Annotated in this window: 16 protein-coding genes; 2 read left to right on the forward strand and 14 right to left on the reverse strand. The window is 42.0% G+C overall.

Annotated elements, in window-relative coordinates; genetic code table 11:
* Positions 1–12: 12 nt before the first annotated feature.
* The 5 genes from paaB to paaG form a co-directional block, all read right to left on the reverse strand.
* Positions 13–300, reverse strand: coding sequence for a 1,2-phenylacetyl-CoA epoxidase subunit PaaB (gene paaB, locus ACUR5C_RS09580; protein WP_454464896.1), 288 nt, complete (start codon positions 298–300; stop codon positions 13–15).
* Between the two features lie 41 nt (positions 301–341).
* Entirely contained in the window at positions 342–1,298 is a 957-nt protein-coding gene (paaA, locus tag ACUR5C_RS09585) for a 1,2-phenylacetyl-CoA epoxidase subunit PaaA (protein ID WP_454464897.1), read from the reverse strand.
* Between the two features lie 160 nt (positions 1,299–1,458).
* Positions 1,459–2,664, reverse strand: coding sequence for a 3-oxoadipyl-CoA thiolase (gene pcaF, locus ACUR5C_RS09590; protein WP_454464898.1), 1,206 nt, complete (start codon positions 2,662–2,664; stop codon positions 1,459–1,461).
* 35 nt (positions 2,665–2,699) lie between these two features.
* Positions 2,700–3,089: a PaaI family thioesterase gene (locus ACUR5C_RS09595; protein ID WP_454464899.1), complete on the reverse strand. Its 390-nt coding sequence runs from the start codon at positions 3,087–3,089 to the stop codon at positions 2,700–2,702.
* A gap of 15 nt (positions 3,090–3,104) precedes the next feature.
* Entirely contained in the window at positions 3,105–3,893 is a 789-nt protein-coding gene (gene paaG / locus ACUR5C_RS09600) for a 2-(1,2-epoxy-1,2-dihydrophenyl)acetyl-CoA isomerase PaaG (protein ID WP_454464900.1), read from the reverse strand.
* Between the two features lie 66 nt (positions 3,894–3,959).
* Between paaG and ACUR5C_RS09605 the strand changes: the two genes are divergently transcribed.
* Positions 3,960–4,547, forward strand: coding sequence for an acyltransferase (locus ACUR5C_RS09605; protein WP_454464901.1), 588 nt, complete (start codon positions 3,960–3,962; stop codon positions 4,545–4,547).
* 25 nt (positions 4,548–4,572) lie between these two features.
* Here ACUR5C_RS09605 and paaZ read toward each other — a convergent pair whose 3' ends face one another.
* The 9 genes from paaZ to ACUR5C_RS09650 all read right to left on the reverse strand — a co-directional run bounded on the left by paaZ (position 4,573) and on the right by ACUR5C_RS09650 (position 17,289).
* Complete coding sequence (gene paaZ / locus ACUR5C_RS09610; RefSeq protein ID WP_454464902.1) at positions 4,573–6,636, reverse strand: phenylacetic acid degradation bifunctional protein PaaZ; 2,064 nt, start codon at positions 6,634–6,636, stop codon at positions 4,573–4,575.
* Between the two features lie 142 nt (positions 6,637–6,778).
* The gene (locus ACUR5C_RS09615; protein ID WP_454464903.1) at positions 6,779–8,095 is read right to left on the reverse strand and encodes a dihydrolipoamide acetyltransferase family protein; all 1,317 of its coding nucleotides are present in this window, start codon (positions 8,093–8,095) and stop codon (positions 6,779–6,781) included.
* Positions 8,096–8,106: 11 nt separating this feature from the next.
* Positions 8,107–10,224, reverse strand: coding sequence for an alpha-ketoacid dehydrogenase subunit alpha/beta (locus ACUR5C_RS09620; RefSeq protein ID WP_454464904.1), 2,118 nt, complete (start codon positions 10,222–10,224; stop codon positions 8,107–8,109).
* Positions 10,225–10,524: 300 nt separating this feature from the next.
* Complete coding sequence (locus ACUR5C_RS09625) at positions 10,525–10,851, reverse strand: Fis family transcriptional regulator (RefSeq protein WP_454464905.1); 327 nt, start codon at positions 10,849–10,851, stop codon at positions 10,525–10,527.
* Between the two features lie 143 nt (positions 10,852–10,994).
* Positions 10,995–11,444 (reverse strand): hypothetical protein, encoded by a 450-nt coding sequence (locus tag ACUR5C_RS09630; RefSeq protein ID WP_454464906.1) that lies wholly within the window; start codon positions 11,442–11,444, stop codon positions 10,995–10,997.
* A gap of 127 nt (positions 11,445–11,571) precedes the next feature.
* Positions 11,572–12,399, reverse strand: a complete 828-nt coding sequence (locus ACUR5C_RS09635; RefSeq protein ID WP_454464907.1) for a M90 family metallopeptidase — start codon at positions 12,397–12,399, stop codon at positions 11,572–11,574.
* 123 nt (positions 12,400–12,522) lie between these two features.
* Positions 12,523–13,695, reverse strand: a complete 1,173-nt coding sequence (locus ACUR5C_RS09640) for a hypothetical protein (protein WP_454464908.1) — start codon at positions 13,693–13,695, stop codon at positions 12,523–12,525.
* Positions 13,696–13,781: 86 nt separating this feature from the next.
* Positions 13,782–15,683 (reverse strand): ATP-binding cassette domain-containing protein, encoded by a 1,902-nt coding sequence (locus tag ACUR5C_RS09645; RefSeq protein WP_454464909.1) that lies wholly within the window; start codon positions 15,681–15,683, stop codon positions 13,782–13,784.
* A gap of 151 nt (positions 15,684–15,834) precedes the next feature.
* On the reverse strand, positions 15,835–17,289 hold the full coding sequence (locus tag ACUR5C_RS09650) for a lipase family protein (protein ID WP_454464910.1): 1,455 nt from the start codon (positions 17,287–17,289) through the stop codon (positions 15,835–15,837).
* 523 nt (positions 17,290–17,812) lie between these two features.
* On the opposite strand from ACUR5C_RS09650, the gene ACUR5C_RS09655 reads away from it, so the two are divergent.
* Entirely contained in the window at positions 17,813–19,360 is a 1,548-nt protein-coding gene (locus tag ACUR5C_RS09655; protein WP_454464911.1) for a methyl-accepting chemotaxis protein, read from the forward strand.
* The last annotated feature ends 109 nt before the right edge of the window (positions 19,361–19,469 follow it).

Raw genomic sequence — 19,469 nt, forward strand, 5'->3', positions numbered from 1 at the left:
ATTCGCTCGCCGTTACATGTTGTTAACGCTATCAGGCAGCTCATAATGAGTCGCATGGCGGTATGGTTTGTCGTCCATTGGATCAACGAAGTTATCGATATCACCTTCTTGCGAAGCCGTTATATTTTTTGCTTCTACAACCCAAATACTCACCCCTTCTGAACGACGGATATAAACGTCTCTTGCATACATAAGAGCATGTTCTGGACTTTCCGCATGCACACTGCCTACATGCTTGTGATCGAGACCTCGCGCAGAGCGAATAAAAACTTCATACACTGCTAAATGTTCTTGGCTCATGTTAATTTCTCATTTTAATTTAGTTAGTGAGTTGCTTTTAATTAAGCAACATTTTCTGCTGATTTTTGTGATTGCTTTGCGCGATAGGCGCGCACCGCTTCTCTTACCCACTCACCATCATCATGCGCTTTACGGTGGTGCTTTAAGCGTTGATGATTGCATGGTCCGCTACCATTAATCACTTGATAAAACTCTTCCCAGTCAATTTCACCGCTATCGTAAGCGTTACGCTTTGGATTCCACTTGATTTCTGGATCGGGCATTTCTAAGCCAAGTACCTCAATTTGTGGGACCGTTTGATCAATAAATTTCTGGCGCAAATAATCATTTGATTGACGTTTTATTTTCCATTTCATCGATTTGCCAGAATGAGCAGAGTCACTGTCGTGTGGTCCAAACATCATCAAAGACGGCCACCAAAAGCGGTTCATCGCATCTTGAGCCATTTGCTTTTGCTCTTCGGTTCCTTTCGCCAAAGCGTACATAATTTCGTAACCTTGACGTTGATGAAAACTTTCTTCTTTGCAAATTCTAATCATTGCTCGTGCATAAGGCCCGTACGAGGTTCGCTGCAATGAAATTTGATTTACAATCGCTGCACCATCAACTAGCCAGCCAATCGCACCAACATCGGCCCAAGTCAGAGTTGGGTAGTTAAATATAGAAGCATATTTAGCTTTACCTGTTTGTAGCGCTTCAATTAATTCACTACGAGAAATACCCAAAGTTTCCGTCGCACTGTACAAATATAAACCGTGGCCAGCTTCATCTTGTACTTTGGCAAGTAAAACCGCTTTACGGCGTAAGCTTGGCGCCCGTGTGATCCAGTTTCCTTCAGGTTGCATTCCGATTACTTCTGAATGAGCATGCTGAGACATTTGTCGAATCAGGTTTTTACGATAATCTTCTGGCATCCAATCGGTTGGCTCAATCTTTTGCTCTTCCGCAACTTTGCGGTCAAATTCAGCTTGCTGCTGTGCATTATCTACCGTTTGCATCGCTTTTCTCTCTCAATAAATTTGCTTAAATGATACCAATAATTCCAATATCCATCAATTAATGTATCATAAAACAGGTAAAATAAACGGCTCATTACAGCCGTTTTAAGGTTCAAGTAGGATTAAGACAGTATATATTCGCCTTACACTATAATAATGGCTACTCTGCTCGTTCTATAATCATAGCAATACCCTGGCCTACGCCAATACACATAGTACATAAAGCATATTGACCTTTGCTACGTTGCAATTCGTAAGCGGCGGTAGTAACCAGTCTAGCTCCGCTCATGCCTAGCGGGTGTCCCAAAGCAATTGCTCCGCCATTAGGATTCACTCGCGCATCATCGTCTGCCAAACCAAGTTCTCGCAAAACCGCCAGACCTTGTGCTGCAAAGGCTTCGTTCAGTTCGATCACGTCAATTTGGTCAAGTGTTAAACCGGCATTTTGCAAAGCTTTACGGCTCGCTTCTACCGGGCCATACCCCATGATTCGCGGTTCTAATCCGCTGGTCGCCATAGTCACTACTCTGGCCAGCGGTTTTAGTTGCTGTTTTTCTAGCTGCTCTTGTGAAGCCAACAACAATGCGCAAGCACCATCATTAATACCAGAAGCATTTCCGGCGGTCACGGTACCATTAGCTTTAAACGGCGTTGCCAATTTCGCAAGCCCTTCCATTGTGCTAGGCCGCGGGTGCTCATCAACACTAAATAACTTAGTTTCTTTACGGTTTAGCGGCACAGTGACCGGTACAATCTCGACATCAAAAATGCCTTTTTGCTGTGCTTGCTGAGTTTTCTCCTGTGTTCTAAAAGCAAATAGATCTTGATCTTCGCGACTAATATTAAAAGTCTCAGCCACATTTTCTGCCGTTTCTGGCATTGAGTCGACACCATACTGCTCAGCTAGTTTTTTATTAACAAAGCGCCATCCCATTGTAGTGTCGTATATTTCCGCTTTTCGAGAAAATGCAGACTCTGCCTTAGGCATTACAAAAGGCGCACGCGACATTTGCTCCACACCACCGGCAATAGCTAACGATTGCTCTCCACAAGCTATTGCTCGAGCCGCAGTGCCAACCGCATCCATACCTGAACCACAGAGTCGATTGATGGTTACTGCAGGAACCGTTTGCGGAAGCCCAGCAAGCAATCCACTCATCCGTGCAACATTGCGATTATCTTCTCCCGCTTGATTAGCACAGCCATAATACACATCGTCAATGCTGTCCCATTCCACTTGTGGGTTTCTTTCAATTAGAGCACGTATTGGGATTGCCCCTAAATCATCAGCCCGCACACCAGACAAAGAGCCTCCAAAGCGACCAATTGGCGTTCTTACAGCATCACAAATAAATACGTTTTTCATTCCGTTCAATCCTTTTTAGCTATCGCTTAGGTTAACTAAGTCGTTTGACTAATTAATTTACTTTTTAAAATAACTACTAATTCTTGCTCTGCATTGGTGACTTGCACATCACAAAATACATTTCTGCCACTCACTGCGCTTACACTGGCTCTAGCGGTTAACGTCTCATTGACTTTGGCAGGTCTTAAATATTCAATTTGATTATTTGCAGTTAACACTTGTGCTCCCTCTAAAGCGCTAGCAAATGCACTCGCAGTGTCGGCAAAAGTGTAAATAAAACCGCCATGACAAAAACCGTACCCATTGACCATTTGATCAGTTACAAGCATTGTCAGTTCGCAACGGCCTTCATCAATAAAGGCTAATTTAATACCCAATAACTGTGATGCAGGATCTTTCGCTAATAACTGTTCGGCTTTTGTCATAACAACCTCGCTTCATTATTTTCCTTTAAAATTTGGCTCACGCTTTTCAATAAAAGCTGCAACGCCTTCTCTATAATCTTGGCTGCGCCCTAAATGCTGCATTGCTTGGCGCTCTCTTTCTAGCTGCTCGTTTAAACTATAGTCGAAAGCAGTATGAACTAACTGCTTAATATTGGCTAACGCCTCGGTTGGTTGTGTTGCCAAATACTCTGCCATATCTGTCGCTTCGCTCAAAAAGCTCTCATCTTCTGAGGCTTTATAAATAAGCCCCCAATCTTCCGCTTGTTGCGCTTTTACCTTGTTACCTAGCATTGCCATAGCTTTAGCTCTAGGTAAACCAATCGCGCGAGCAAAGTGCCATGAGCTGCCAGAGTCTGGCACCAGCCCAACTTTGGCGAATGATAAAATAAATGATGCAGATTTTGCGGCAACAACAATGTCGCAAGCCATAACTAAACTTGCTCCTGCTCCTGCGGCAACACCATTTAAAGCACAAATTACTGGCATTTTAAGGTTAGTGATGCGTCTGATTAAAGGGTTATAAAACTTTTCTACAGACAGACCTAAATCTGGAGCTTTAGTATCAGCGCTGACAGCGCGATCATTCAAATCTTGACCTGCACAAAAGCCTCGCCCCGATCCGGTTATCAGCAAACATCGACTTTCGCCGTCAGTTGCAATATCGTCTAAAGCCGTTTGCAATTCTTGATGCATTTCAACGTTAAAACTGTTTAACCGCTCTGGTCGATTTAAGGTTAGTTTGGCTACGCCTTTATTTTTCTCAACAACAATTGTTTGGTACATGCAGATGCCTCATTTATACTTAAATTTAAATTGTTTAAATACTTAATTTATTTTATGGAGAATCTCGTGCCGGTTTATGCCATTGACAACTTTGTGCCTGTTATAAAACCTACTGCATTTATTCACCCAAGCGCCGAAATTATCGGCGATGTAATTATTGAAGATCACTGCTATATCGGTCCTTGTGCAGTGCTGCGCGGTGACTTTGGGCGCATTCATGTCTCGCACCATAGCAATATTCAAGACTGTTGCGTACTCCATAGTTTTCCCGATAAAGACTGCTTTTTAGAGCCTTACAGCCATATTGGTCACAGCGCGGTATTACATGGTTGCCGCATCGGTGAAAACGCCCTAATCGGCATGAATGCGGTCGTGATGGACGATGCAATAATCGGCCAAGAGTCTATGGTTGCCGCTTGCTCCTTTGTGCGTGCAAAATTCACTTGCGATGCTCGCTCAATGGTTATGGGCACACCGGCTAAGGTAGCCCGCCAACTTAGTGCCGAAGAAGTTAACTGGAAAACACAAGGCACCAAAGAGTATACCCAACTTGCACTGCGCGCTAAGCAAAGCTTACGTGAAGTAGAAGCGCTCAGCGAAATTCAACCAGACAGACCGCGATTTAATTCATCTAATCACCAAACCAAAAGTTAAACGCTTAACCTAATGGCAAAGCGACTTAATCAGCGCTTTGCCTTTCTACTAAGGTCAATATGTCGTAAATTGCAACGGCTTCGTCATGCTGGTTAATTACCTCAACATCCCACACCACGACACCAGTATGATATTTATCATCCTCACGTTTTGACTTTTTAATTTTGCGCTTGACCGAAATTTTAACTTGAATAGTATCACCAATACCAACCGGCTCAACAAAGCGTAAGTTATCTATTCCATAATTAGCAATAACCGGGCCTTGACCTGGATCAACGAACATTCCAGCGGCGGCACTAATAACAAAGTATCCGTGAGCGACTCGCTTTTCAAAAAACGAATCTTTAGCTGCTATTTCATCAAAGTGGGCATAAAAGTGATCGCCAGATAAACATCCAAAATTAACAATGTCTGCTTCAGTCACCGTTCTTCTATGAGTGGTTAAGGATTCGCCAATTTCCAATTCTTCAAAGTATTTTCTAAACGGATGAATTCGATCTTGTTTGACTTTAGCACCACGCACAAACTGATTGGTAACTGCCATTAAAGAAGTTGGTGAACCTTGTATCGCGGTTCGCTGCATATAATGCTTGATTGCTCTTGAACCACCAAGCTCTTCGCCGCCACCAGCACGCCCAGGACCACCATGTACTAAGCTGGCTAAGGGAGAGCCATGCCCAGTCGATTCTTTAGCACAGTCAGCATCAATCACTAGCATTCGACCATGGTGTGAAGCTGTACCTAAAATAATGTCTCTGGCATGCTCGCGGCTGGCAGTAAACACAGAGCCAGCGAGCGATCCTTTACCTAATTTTGCAAGCGCTATCGCTTCTTCTATCCCACTGTAGGTCATTAAAGTACTCACCGGACCAAACGCTTCTACTTCATGCGGCGCAGTATTTTTAAAGGCGTCTTTACAATGTAATAGCGTAGGAGCCATAAAAGCACCTTTATCGCCATCAACACCTATCGTTTTAAAGTTTTCTAAACCATCTAGTAATGTTTCACTCGACTGTTGCAACTGCTTAAGCGCTTGCAAAACATCTTCTCGTTGAGACTTACCAACTAATGCGCCCATTCTTACGCCTTCTTGACTTGGGTCACCTATCACAGTTCCCGTTAGGCGTTTAATTAATGCTTCGCTTACCGGCTCTAACATATTATTAGGTACTATGGCGCGTCGAATTGCGGTACATTTTTGTCCCGCTTTGGTGGTCATTTCACGAGCGACTTCTTTAATATACAAGTCAAACTCAGGGTGCTCTGGGGTTACATCAGGCGCTAAAATGCAGCAATTTAGCGAGTCGGCTTCCATCGTAAAAGGAACGCTTTTAGCAATAATATTAGGGTGTGAGCGCAGCTTTTGACCGGTCGAAGCAGATCCGGTGAAGGTCACAATATCTTGCTCGTTAACATGCTCTAGAATATCGCCAACACTTCCACAAATTAACTGGATGCTGCCTTCAGGTAATATTTTAGATTCAACCATGGCTTTAACAACAGCTTCAGTTAAATAGCAAGTCACGGTGGCCGGTTTAACAATGACAGGTACACCGGCAATTAAGCTAGGCGCTATCTTTTCTAACATTCCCCACACAGGGAAGTTAAACGCATTAATGTGAACCGCTACGCCTTCTTTTGAAGTTAAAATATGCTGCCCAACAAAGGTTCCATTGGCCGATAAAGGCTCTACCGCACCCTCCACAATAAATGTGTCATTATTTAACTCGCGCCGAGCAATTCCAGAATAACTGAACATGGTGCCTATACCACCTTCTATATCAACCCAAGAATCGGCTTTGGTGGCACCTGTCATATAAGAGATTTGATAAAACTCTTGCTTCCTATCGAGTAGATATTTAGCTAAAAACTTGATTTTTTCAGCCCGCTCATGAATGGTAAGCGCTCTTAATTTTGGGCCCGCGACACTGCGTCCATAATCTAAAAAATCTTCGAAACCTTTATCTAACGAATTTACTTGGCCAATCACTTCGTCATTAACTGAATTAACCAGAATATCACTGCGACCATTGCCACTTTGCCATTCACCCGCTAAGTAACTTTTAATTAATTTGTCAGCTACACTCATCAATAAATTCCTAAAAAATATAAGTTAGTAATCTCGTTTCATCGCGGCGCCTAGCTAAAAAACCAGCGCATAGGCTTTACCTGGATCAAACGAATGCTTATGTACTCACTAATAAATGCTCAAGCGCATTTTTAGTTAATCTTTACTCGCCCCATTTCTCTATTGTTTCTACAAAAACGCTCAGAAACTGGTTGGTTTGGTGGGCATCTAGTGCGCGGTGATCAATGCTTAACGAAACATAGCACTTTGGTCTAATCACCATCGTATCAACACCATTAACAGACTCAACCACTACCCGCTTTTCTAGCTTGCCAACGCCTAGAATCGCGACTTGTGGCTGGTTAATTATAATTGGCGTTGCGAACAAGCTGCCACTTACTCCATGATTGGAAATAGTGATGCTACCGTTTTTCATATCAGACGGCTTAAGTTTGCCATCTCTGGCTTTATCCGTCATCAGATTTAGGTTTTTGGCAATTTCAAATAAGTTCATTGTTTGCACTTGTTCAACCACCGGAACCACAAGCCCCGCATCACCAAGAGCAGTACCGATACCAATATTTACATCGTCGAATATTTCAAGTGAGTCTTCATGAAAGCGAGCATTAACTTGAGGAACCGCTTTAATTGCAGTGGCCATGGCTGCCAAAAAGTAAGCGGTAAAAGTGAGTTTAACGCCCATTTGAGAAAACTCTTTTTTGTGCCATTTGCGATGCTCAATAATATTTCCCATGTCCATTTCAAAAACGCTCGTCACATGGGGTGAAGTATGTAATAAACTTTCTACCATGTGACTAGCGATAGATTTTCGCATATTAGAATGGGGTATTTTTTTACCTTGTAACGGGCGGCTATCTCTCACTAGGCTTTCGAATGGCGCACTGGCAAGCGGCGGCTGAGTCGATTGCTCAGAAAGTTTGGCGGCCACTTCTCTTGGCTGAGGGTTGTTTATATATGACAACACATCATCTCTTGTTACGCGACCTCGCTTGCCACTTCCGGTAATGTTTTCTATATCAAGATTATTCTCACGCAGCAAACGGCGCACTGCCGGACTAACAAAGTTACGTGCACTATCATCTTCGTTAGATGCACTATCGTCTTCACATAAAGGGGTAGATTCAATTGACGCCTTATCACTTTGGTTATTGGTATTACTTTCATGCTGTTCTAAATTACGCCCAGCTTGGTTTGCCGTAGGAGCTAGTTCGCTCGCACTAAGATTGAGCTTACCTAGACTTTGTTCTGGCATAACTTCATCACCGACTTGAGCAGAAAGCGATTCAATGATGCCAGCTTTTTCTGCGCAAACTTCCATCACCACTTTATCGGTTTCTAGTTCAGCAAGCGGTGCGCCCTCACTCACTGAGTCACCTTCTTTGACTAACCAAGCCGCTAAAGTTGCTGAGGTTCCTTCTAACTGCCCTTGCGGAAGAATAATATCTATTAAGTTGCTCATTAGTCTTCCCCTTAAAACTCTAGTAATTCTTGCATACTAGACTGAATGCGCTCAGTAGTAGGCACCGCTGCATGTAATAGGTGAATGTTATGCGGATTAGGTGTGTCAGGCATAGTCAAGCGCTCTATTGGAACATCTAAATCAAAAAATGCTTCTTTGGCTAACACTGCAGCTATTTCGGCGCCAAATCCAGCAGTTAAATTATCTTCATGCACAATCAAACAACGACCGGTTTTCTTTACCGAGTTAAGAATTGCTTGCTTGTCCCACGGTTGAATCGTGCGTAAATCAATAACCTCTACTCCGTTGGCTATTTCTAATGCTGCAGTTTCGCACCGCTCTACCATCGCTCCCCAGGTTACCACGGTTAATTTATGACCCTGAGTTATCGTTTTTGCTTTACCAAACGGCAACATAAAGTCGTCGCCAGGGTAAGGCCGTCTTGCCCAACGACCGTCCAACAGCGAACGATGCTCAAAAAAGATAGTCGGGTTATTATCTCGTAAAGCATACCTTAACAGACCAACTGCGTCTTCAGCGTTAGACGGCATTACCACTTGCCAACCAGTCTTATGGGCCCACTCTACTTCGTCAGACATAGAATGCCAAGGGTCGCCTCTTCCCGCAAAACCGCCGGGTATTCTAACCACCATTGGCGCTGCAAATTGATTATTGGTACGCCAGCGCATAATCCCTGTGTCAGTTAACTGCTCTGCGGCCGGCTCGGCGTATTTTCTAAACTGTATTTCTGGCACAGGCATTAACCCGGCTAGCGCCATTCCGACTGATCGCCCAATAATACCTTCTTCTGACAAACTCGTATCGAAAACTCTGCGTTCCCCATACTTTTGGTTAAGTCCTAAAGTCGCGGCATGTACGCCCCCTTTAGGACCAACATCTTCACCAAAAACCAGAACTTTAGGGTTGGTCTGCAACTCATAATCTAAAGTCTGTCTAATTGCCGTTAACATATTTATCCGCGCACCCTGCGGGTTAGGTGTTTCGGTTGTTTTAGGAAATTGATAATCATCAGCATAAAGGCCACCACGTAATTGGATCTCTTGATTACCATAGGCATCTTGTTCGGCGTACACATATTTCGTTAAACGCTTTACATCAGGCTCGGGTAAAGCTTTTGCCTGCTCTACTGCCGCTCTCACTTCCGTATAGGCTTTGTCTTGTAATGCTTGCCATTGAGTATCACTAATCACCCCATGCATTGCTAAATACTGTTTTAGTTTTGGTAGCGGATCTTTCTTTTGCTCAGACTCAATCAGTGCTTCCGGCTTATAGGTTTGGGTGTCCTGAAAGGTGTGTCCACAAAGGCGCGGTACTTTTAAACGCAACAAACAAGTACCTTGTCCTGATCTGACATACTCAACCGCTTTTTTTATTAGCTGAGGCGCTTCTACCGGACAAGTTCCGTCACCATCAATAATTTCCAAGTTCTTATAGGCAGCTAAATTAGCCACTTGGTCGCCCCCAGGGGTCTGTACTTCTTGTGGTACAGAAATTCCATAACCATTATCTTCAATATAAATGAGATGCGGTAAATTGTTAGTCGTGGAAATATTTAGTGCTGCCCAAAAGCCACTGGTAGACATAGAAGAGTCTCCGCCCATCGAAATCCCCAAAGCCCCTTTGTAGCTGGTATCATTTAACTCATCACGGTGATAGACAATCGATTGTGCCCAGCCAGAAATAGGCGAATATTGTGAACCGACACCTCCGCACATGGGAAACAACATTGCGCCTTTGCGCTTAACATTAGGATAGTTACATACCACCCCAATATCTCGACCATCACTATAACCACCAGACTTTGCCATTGGAGAAGCAACCGCATCCACGATATCAAGCCCGAGTGAAAGTACAAAGGGCCGCGAACGGTAATACCCGGTCGCTCCATCATGCGGATGAGTTAACAGTGAACCGATAAGAATTTGAGCTAAATCATGTCCGCGCGCAGAAAACTGGTTAAACACCAATTTAGCTGGTACTAGCTCTTGCTCTTCGATATCGTCCATAGCTCTTGATAAAAGCAGGGTATAAGCGACTTTCTCCCAGTCAAAGTCGGTGCTAGGAGGCTGCTGATAGAGCGGGTTGGTTTGGTCGAGTTGTTGTGACATTTTAAATTCCTTAAATCTATCCACTTTGGCGGTGATAATTAACCAGCCATGGCTTTGAATCTATCTACCTTTTGATTAGGCAACAGGTTTTATTTAATGGGTCGATTATAGGTTAATTGAATTTGATATTTCAAGGTATTAATTGCAGCTGCAACTATCTATTTTAATCTGTCTACCAATATTGCTTGTAACCATTCGCTACTTTCGCTCCACTTACTGGTTAAGCGTAATCTGGCTAAAGCCGCCTAAAACTGATAATTGCCGGCTTGGTCGTCCGACTAGCGCCGATGCAAGGCTTGGTTAATGCCAGCGGTGCGAGTGTTTGGCTAATTCTGCTTCGGTTGTCAACTTTATGGAAGGTTTGGGGCTGGCTAATTTAATATCAATAGATTGCAGTTTCTTTCTGATAATCTCGGCTACTAATTTTATTTCACCACTTTGGGTCGCTAAATTAATTGCTTGAGTTGAGCTAAACACACACGTAATCACGAGTGAGTCGGGAAACTTTTGATAATCAATGTCGTGAGTCAACCATTCAAAGTCATCAACGCAAACTTTAATTTGCTCACAGGCAAGAGTTAACGCACTCACGATCGTTTTTTCTAACTTTTTATCCGATTTACGCATAGATGACTTTTATTTTGCTACTAGAAAGGTGAAATTTGAGCGCAGCTTAAACAATCTAGCTACCTATAAAAAAGCTTGCTTAGCGGCCATTACGCCTAATCCAAACAAGCTTTGAGATTGAGCCTGAGTTTATAAAAAGGCTGTTACATCATCATCGGAATAGTAATCGCGGAGATTATACCTAACAACATAATCGCGAACATTATCGCAACGAGAACACCAACAAATTTCCAAAATGACTTTTGACGCGTTAACGCATCTTTAATATCTTCGGCACTTTTCGACTCAGCTGCGCGACTAATGGCGCTAGCATATTGACCTAAGTACAAACTAGGGAAAAAGTAAAATATCCCCATGATTAAATAAGCCGCCCCTATTCCTGCAGTATAACCCGCAGACTGTAAGCCACCAACATTAGCGCCAAACATGAGGCCTATACCGCCTAAAATAATAAAAACAGTAAATATGTAGCCCAATACCGAACACAACCTTACCCATAACTTGGTCGCTAACAGCGGCTCTATAAGCATTTGAAAGTCAGAGTCACCTGCCCCTAAACTCGACTGTGGTGCCGCGTAAACATCTTCAGACATATTGTTTTCCTTATAATTTTATTTATTTTCTAATATTAAAGTCAGCCAATGGCTTTATTAAATCGCTCCCATCCTAAACGATATATACAGAACAAGGAAACTCATTTTTAAAAGTAATGAGTGAATTTTACCAAATAGCGGGATTAACACGATAAAATAGCTGCAGCTGCTCGTAGAGCGCTTTATGCTGTTGTAGCAATTCTTTTGGGCGCTCAAAAAAGACTTCGCTAACGACGGCGAAAAACTCTGCGGGATTAGTCGCCCCGTAATAATCTAACAGTGTCTCTTCGCCCCGTGCAGCGCGCCGACGCAAGGCTTCAAACTCTGTAGACAAAGTAGCAGTCCAATGTTGTAAATTATTAAATCGAAGATAAGGTGCGCCGTTTGCACTGCCGGTTTCTTGGTCGAGCTGGTGCGCAAACTCATGAATTACCAGGTTTTGGCCGTCTGCAAAGTCAGCGGCACCAATCCGTGTATCTTTCCAAGAAAGTACGACTTTGCCATAATCCCAAGACTCGCCACTCAAAACTCGCTTAGATCGTTGCAAAACCCCTGCACCGTCGACACTTTGGTGGTCGGTTCTAAAGGCTGCAGGATAAACATAAATGGTTTTAAGCTTGGGGTAATAACCACTTTCTCTATTCAATAAAAGTAAACAAGCTTGTGCAGCAATGGTCACTCTTATCTCATCGGTTATTTCAAGTCCATCGAAGCCTTGAAAAGATTTTTCTTCTAAAAAAACTAAAATGCGTTGCTTTAGCTGAAGCTGCAAATCTGCGGGCATCTTGTAAAAGTATGGAATATGACTCTTTAAAATTTTTCGCCAAGCTTTTGGAAATGGCTGGCTGGCTATTTTATTACGTCTGGCCTTGACCCAATAAGGCTTAACTAATACATAGCTAATTAAAGCCAGTGGGAGCAATATCAAAAGCGCAAGAGGCGTTATTTCAGTCAACGAAATTTCATCAGTAAATATCTAAGGTAACACCTATATAAGGTTGTTTTTTGACTATTCAAGCGGCGAACTTTGGCATTAATAAAAAAATTACTCGCTGAGAGCATTGGTAAAAGCTATTTTCTAACAAGGATCATAAGCTGGGTTTTTCGATAAACGTAGTGCTTCTTCGAGCAAAAACTGGTTTGCTTGATGCTCGCCGTGTGCGCGAAACTGTTGATACCATTCTTGCATTAAATAATTGTCATACAACATGAGTTGCCCGGCTTTTTCTGCTTGAGGATTTTCCCAACGATCTTTCAACTGCGTGCGACGCTGATTGACTTCGGCTATTTCTGCCTCACTATCTAATGTTTCATAAACTGCGTTTTGTAAACTTAGTCCAAATAACGAATTTAAATAAGTTTCCGAGCGCTGTTCAAGCTGCTCTCCAAGCTGTATACACGACTCTGCGATATCTGCGCGGTGGCTTGCATGACGACGGCAAAACTTACTCAACTTGTGTATTTCAGTTGTTCTGGCTGAAAATGCCAAGCCCACCACTCGCATCGCTATTTCAGCTTCATTAGCAATACCTTGGGCCCTAATTGCACTTTCGTAAAGGTCGAAATGTTCAGGCCAATACTCGCTAAATTTAGGCGCACTACTAGCATACCGAATCGATTCTAATATTGACTCTATCGCCCCACTATTTTCTGAGTCATCAGCATCGACTTGGCTCAACCTTTCTATTTTCGCTACCGCAACATTCATCCATAATTGGCCATTTGCGGGGTCATTTTGCAGCGCTTTCTGCTCTAACTGAGCATCACAACCTTTGAGCCTGGCATCACTTGCACAAGCTAACAATAAATTCCAGTGGGCCACTTTACTCTGTGGATTCTGGGTAAGATATTCTTTTAATAACAATAAGTTTTCACCTGAATCTAGCTCGGCCTGCATTGGAAACAGCGCTTTAAATAATTTCTGTTCAGGACCGTTAAATTGATAAAGAAGTCGGATGGTTGATTCGTTCTCAAACTGCAATCTAGCGACAAGTGCTTCATATTCTTTTGCCGCTCGTGCGGAGCCATCTAGGCAAGATTTAATTAACTGAGGTTGAACGGAATCTGCATTAGCAGTTTCCGGCTTATCATTCAAAGTCTCCTCAGTGGGATCCGATTCTACCAAAGAGACATTGGGGCTTTTAAAAGGTAATATTGATTTAGGTTGATAAGTGCTTGTTTCATTGCCGCCATTCTCTGCTAGCGGTAGTACAATAAAAAGCTGAATTACGCGATATGAAAAATAACCCACTAACGTGACCAACAAGGCTACTGTTAAAAGTCTTAAATGCTTGGTATTAAATTTCAATCGCATAAAAATTAGTTTAACTTATCGCTTTACTCTGCTTCTTTTTTAGCCTCTAACTCATCCCATAACTCATAGTGTTTGGCTAAGGATTGTTGTCGCTTTTCAAAGTCAGCAATGGTTTTATCGGCGCTTGCTTTGTCTTTATAAAAGTCAACTTCTGCCATTTGCTTTTCTATTTCTGCAATTTCAGCCTCAGCATCTTCAATTATTTTAGGCAATTCATCTAAGGCTTTCTGATCTTTATAAGAAAGCTTTTTCGGTTTCGCTTTTATTTTTTGCTTTTCTTTTTTTAATGCTTGCTTAGTCTTTTGTTTAGGCATGGCTTGCTCAAAATAGTGCTGCCACTCTTGATAACCACCCACAATATCTATAAGTTGAAATTGATCGCTGTCGGTTTCATACAACGGCGGAAGCTGATTATCAAACACCAACAGCGAAGAGCAAGTATTGTCCAAAAACAAACGGTCATGGCTTATAATGATTACCGTCGCGTTCATTTCAACTAACATTGTTTCTAGTATTTCCAGAGTTTCAACATCGAGATCATTGGTCGGCTCATCTAAGATAAATAAATTGGCTGGCCGAGTAAAAAGCTTCGCTAATAATAATCGATTAACTTCTCCTCCAGACAAAGAGCTGGCAGGTGCGCGCACATTGTCCGCAGTAAAATTAAAGTCTTGCATATAACTAATAACGTGGCGCTCTTTGCCGTCGACCACAACAAACTCTCTACCATCTGCAATATTATCAGACACCGTTTTGCTTAAATCGACTGCTTCTCTTAGCTGATCAAAATAGGCAACTTCTAGCGTATCACTGGTTTTCAGCTCGCCAGCAAAGGGTTTTAACTGGCCTAATAAGGTTTTGATAAATGTGGTTTTACCGCAACCGTTATTACCTAAAATACCCAGCTTCTCGCCTTTTTGTATAATGCCGCTAAACGGCAAATTTAAAGCTCTATCATGACCAAATTGAAAGTCTTTCATTTTTGCGACAATTTTACTTCCTGAAGTTTCTACAGTCGCTTTAATGTTACTTACACCCATCTGGTTGCGCCTTTGTGCTCTTTCTTGACGCATTTTTTTAAGCGCTCTAACTCGTCCTTCATTTCTGGTACGGCGGGCCTTAATACCCTGCCTAATCCATACTTCCTCTGCTGCTAAGCGTTTATCAAACTCGGAGTTAACTTTTTCTTCTTCTTTAAGCTGTTGCTCTTTTAATTCGGTATAAGCTTGATAGTTTCCAGGGTAAAAACGCAATTTTCCGCGATCTAACTCCATAATCGTATCTGCGACTTTATTCACAAAAGAACGATCATGCGACACAAATAAAAGCGCCCCTTTAAAGCTGATTAGTTGTTCTTCTAACCACTGAATACTGGTTAAATCTAAATGATTGGTCGGCTCGTCCAAAATCAATAGGTCAGGTTCTTGCACAAGCGCCTTAGCAAGAGCCGCGCGGCGGCGCCAACCACCAGAAAGTTCAGACATTTTAATTTCGCCGTTTAAACCTAACCGAGTCAAGGTTTGGTTTACACGTGTCTCGACAGTCCATCCGTCGTAGGCGTTGATTTTCTCTTCAAGATCTGCAAGTTTTGGTGAGTTTACATCTTCCATTATTAGGGTTTGATAGTCTTCAACCCATTGTGACACTTCGGCTAACCCTGATTCGACAAATTCACGAATGCTTAATGCGTTTTTTTCCGGTAATGCTTGCGGCAAAAAACCAATTCGGTGGTTACGTGAACGGTTAATTACTCCATCATCTAATGCAACTTCTTGGTTGATTACTTTCAATAAGGTCGACTTGCCCGTTCCGTTCCGACCAACCAAACAGACTTTCTGACGCTCTTCTAGCGCAAAAGACGCCTGATCTAACAGAATTTGTGGCCCATAAGCTAGGCAAAGTTTATCGCCTCTAATTAATGACATTTTGTACCTTAAAGTTAACAGGAGTAGAAATTGGGGCGCATTTTAACAGAGTTTAAATCATAAGGATATTTGCGATACCACAATGTATAGACAGATTAACTGTGCGAGCTTACACGGTTTAGACACCGAGAAGAGCCAAAAGCTCATGCCATTAAGCTTTTGGATTGATTTCAAACACTTTTGAGGTTGCCAAACGAACTAATTCCACATCGATAATTGTAGTTTTAAAACTTTGTACAATCTCACTAATTTGTTCTGCCTTAATGGAAAGCGTTAGTGGTACATAAACAATTTCATTGGTGTCGGCTTGATAAGCAGTTATCTCAATATTAAGAGCGGCGAGTTGTGCTGTTAGATCGATAAACTGCTTGGCCTTTTTATCAAAAGATTGGGTTCGCAAGTAAAATGTAATGATCCCTCTATCTCGTTTATTGACGTGATGATCTTCCAATAAGCTCTCTAGTTTAACGGCACTTTTACTTTCCGTTGGTGATTTTAACATTACATCAAAATGCTCCACCGGATTTTGATATTGATCTTTTAGCCGGAAAACTAATTGAGCATGTCCTTCATATTGTGAATGGGGATCCCACTCTAGGAGTTTCTTTTTTAGTTTAGCGGCGCGTATAAAAGTTTTATCTAAGGCCTTATTAAACTTATCAACTTGTTTATCATAAGCTACCTGAGAGCTTGAACAGCTGAGCGCACTTTTAACCAGCGGCAAAACACTTGAGCGGTTTTTTGTGCCATAAACAATTCCTATTTCTTCGCCAAAGTGTGCTGTTTCGTATGCGATAGCGAATGGAATTTGTTGTCTATTACCACTTAAACCAGATAAGTCAAAATGGTAAAGTGATTCTTTTATATCTTGGTTTTTAAGTCGTTTTTTGACTATGTTTTGCAACTTAGCGACCTTTATTTGCAGTGCCTTGGGTTTTGGGGTTACTTTTACATAATTAAAGTTTAAATTACTGGCACTGGTTCTTACTGTATTATCAGAAGAGTCTTCCTTTACATAACGTATTGGCACCATGCGCAAACTTGCTAAAGTTTGCGATCCAATTAGGTTAAACTCCTGCACCTTATAGTCGTGAAAGATGTCGTTACCGGCTTTAAGAAAATATAAATGTAAGTCTAATGTTTTAGCACAACCAAACTCTAGCTCATCAAGAATTTTTGTACCAACTCCTGTGCCTTGAAAAATCAAATTTTTCCAGCGAGAAATTTGACCTCTCCCGATATGAGCAAGGCCACTTCCAAAATTTGCCCCCGCCAAATGAATTAAATTTTTAATCGGGCTTGGTTTGGCTGAAAATTTTTTAATCCAGTTTCTAACCACTAACGCGCCGGTACTATGAATAATCACGTGAAAGCCTGATTCTAATAAATCAGGATATTCACTACGCAGCGCTCGCTCCATAGCATAACTTACATCGTCTAACATGACCCCGTTACTTAGCGATATCCAGCGACTTAAGTTAATATCTAAAACGAGATTAGCACCAAAAGCCTGCTTTAAGTCTTGCGGTAGGCTTCCGTAAATTTTTGCCACACTGTTAGATTTGCCTTCAGTACTGTAACCGTGTACGAGTAATATGGGTAACATGGAGCCTCCTTGAAATTGAGTCACTACTTCCTTATCGTTTAAATGGTTCGCTTAGGTAAAGTGTTTTATTTTCATGTAGTTAGCTGCAACTTAGGAATGCCTGTAGAGGACTATGGCTGACTTAAAGACGTTTCACCTATAACGAATGAGTCGCAGCAGATAGCGAATATCTTAATTTATACGCTGATTAAAAATTAAACGCTAGCCCTTCGTGACAGATTATCTCAATTAAGAGATTGCATTAAAAGTGGTGACAGCGTCTTATTTTTAAATATCACCAGAGTAAACAGAAGCAAACTAAGGCTATAAGTTTCAACAATTCGCTAAAGCACCAACAGCCATTGACGCTAATTAAGCAACACCGCTGCCTAAGGCTATGATGAATTCTTAAATCACCTATCAAATTTTTAAGCTTAGCATTGCTAATTGAGGGCCAAATAAGCTGAGTTGAAGCGACTTAAAATTAAGCAATTTTAACTGAACTGGTCTATTCTTTTCATATCAAATTCTCGGGGGTACTTTCATGAGCGTAAAAACTCGCACTCTTTTATTTATTGGTATTCTAGTTTTTATCTCATTAGCTAACGCTTTTACGATTAGTTATTGGATTGCAACTGCAACGGATCAAGCCACAACCATTAATTTAGCTGGGCGTCAACGAATGCTCACCCAGAAGATAACCAAAGCGATGTTTGCAAATCAGTTAGGCCAAACCAACTCAAGCGAGCTTAACCAAACAGTTGAACAGTTTAGCTCAAGCTTGCAATCGCTAACTCAGCTAGCCCAACAAAAGCAGCTTAGCCAAGTTACCAACGCCCTGCTCGCTGTCGATAAAACATGGCAATCTTTCAGCGAGCAGCTTAACCCCAGCGCGCAGTCTTTGTCGGCGCAACAAATACAAAGCCTTTTAGCGCAATCTGCGACTTTGCTTGAACAAAGTAACCAAGTCGTCACATTGTTTGAAGATCAAGCCAACGCGGCAATAAGTGGTTTAAAGACAATCGTTTACGTATTTTTTGTGGCTTCACTCGCCTTTGCAGTTTTTGGCTTTTTCTATATTAAGCATAAAATAATCGGCAAAATTGACCTCATCAAAGAAACTAGCGAAAAGATTATTTCTAATAAGGACCTTACATTAAGAGTCGGCCTAACCGGCAGCGATGAAATCGATTCTACCGCTAAAGCCTTCGATGCCTTGTTAGATAGTTTTGTTAATGTTAATAGCAAGTCAAGGCATGTAGAAGAAAACCTAAGCGTTGACTTACGCGACATGTTAGCGCTAACCGATGAAAACAAAGATCTTATTACCAACCAACGAGACAAAATTACCCAGATTTCTACCGCTGTTCACGAAATGGCCGCAACCGTCCAAGAGGTTGCTTCTAGTACGCAAGATGCGGCTAAAATTGCAAACCAGGCGCAGTCTCAAGCGGATGAAGGCAGCAATCTACTAGAAGAAAGCATGGTTTTAACACACACTTTAGAGAGTGAGTTAGTTAAGGCTGGTGAAAGCATTAATCAACTGGCTAGTGCATCGGGTGTTATTGGCGGAATTGCAGATACTATTAGCACCATTGCAGAACAAACCAATTTACTGGCACTTAACGCCGCTATTGAGGCTGCCAGAGCAGGTGATCAAGGTCGTGGGTTTGCGGTTGTAGCAGACGAAGTAAGAACCTTAGCTCAACGTACTCAAACTGCAACAATCGAAATTCATAAACTCATTGTAGAGTTACAAGACACGACTAAGTCTGCCGTTGAAATGATGGAGCGTAGCCAACATAGCTCTGAACAAGGCGTTTTAAAAGCACAAAATATGGAAAGCTCGTTCAAGAAAATCATCGACTCGGTTAAAAACCTCAATGATATCAATCACCAAATTGCGGTATCTGCAGAAGAGCAAAGCTCAGTTGCTGAAGATATCAATCAAAGCGTGGTAGATATAGAAACAAGTGCCAAACAGACGCTATCTAATGCGGATCTTAGTGCTGACAAAATGCACAATTTATCGCGCCTAAGCCAAGAGCTAAATAACAGCATTACCGAATTTAAGTTTCAACAGGAAAAGTAACCATTTGTTAGCCACATAAAAAAGGTTTAAAGCGCTCGATAATTCAAGTATTAAAAGTTAAATACGTTATAATCGAGCGCCCTCAACTCTTTTTAAATAAGCGAAAGCC

This window comes from Aliikangiella aequoris (assembly GCF_053709105.1).

Excerpts from the sequence above, each read along its gene's own strand:
- paaB (WP_454464896.1), bottom strand. The coding sequence starts at position 300 with ATGAGCCAAGAACATTTAGCAGTGTATGAAGTTTTTATTCGCTCTGCG.
- paaA (WP_454464897.1), bottom strand. The coding sequence starts at position 1,298 with ATGCAAACGGTAGATAATGCACAGCAGCAAGCTGAATTTGACCGCAAA.
- pcaF (WP_454464898.1), bottom strand. The coding sequence starts at position 2,664 with ATGAAAAACGTATTTATTTGTGATGCTGTAAGAACGCCAATTGGTCGC.
- ACUR5C_RS09595 (WP_454464899.1), bottom strand. The coding sequence starts at position 3,089 with ATGACAAAAGCCGAACAGTTATTAGCGAAAGATCCTGCATCACAGTTA.
- paaG (WP_454464900.1), bottom strand. The coding sequence starts at position 3,893 with ATGTACCAAACAATTGTTGTTGAGAAAAATAAAGGCGTAGCCAAACTA.
- paaZ (WP_454464902.1), bottom strand. The coding sequence starts at position 6,636 with ATGAGTGTAGCTGACAAATTAATTAAAAGTTACTTAGCGGGTGAATGG.
- ACUR5C_RS09615 (WP_454464903.1), bottom strand. The coding sequence starts at position 8,095 with ATGAGCAACTTAATAGATATTATTCTTCCGCAAGGGCAGTTAGAAGGA.
- ACUR5C_RS09620 (WP_454464904.1), bottom strand. The coding sequence starts at position 10,224 with ATGTCACAACAACTCGACCAAACCAACCCGCTCTATCAGCAGCCTCCT.
- ACUR5C_RS09625 (WP_454464905.1), bottom strand. The coding sequence starts at position 10,851 with ATGCGTAAATCGGATAAAAAGTTAGAAAAAACGATCGTGAGTGCGTTA.
- ACUR5C_RS09630 (WP_454464906.1), bottom strand. The coding sequence starts at position 11,444 with ATGTCTGAAGATGTTTACGCGGCACCACAGTCGAGTTTAGGGGCAGGT.
- ACUR5C_RS09645 (WP_454464909.1), bottom strand. The coding sequence starts at position 15,683 with ATGTCATTAATTAGAGGCGATAAACTTTGCCTAGCTTATGGGCCACAA.
- ACUR5C_RS09650 (WP_454464910.1), bottom strand. The coding sequence starts at position 17,289 with ATGTTACCCATATTACTCGTACACGGTTACAGTACTGAAGGCAAATCT.
- ACUR5C_RS09655 (WP_454464911.1), top strand. The coding sequence starts at position 17,813 with ATGAGCGTAAAAACTCGCACTCTTTTATTTATTGGTATTCTAGTTTTT.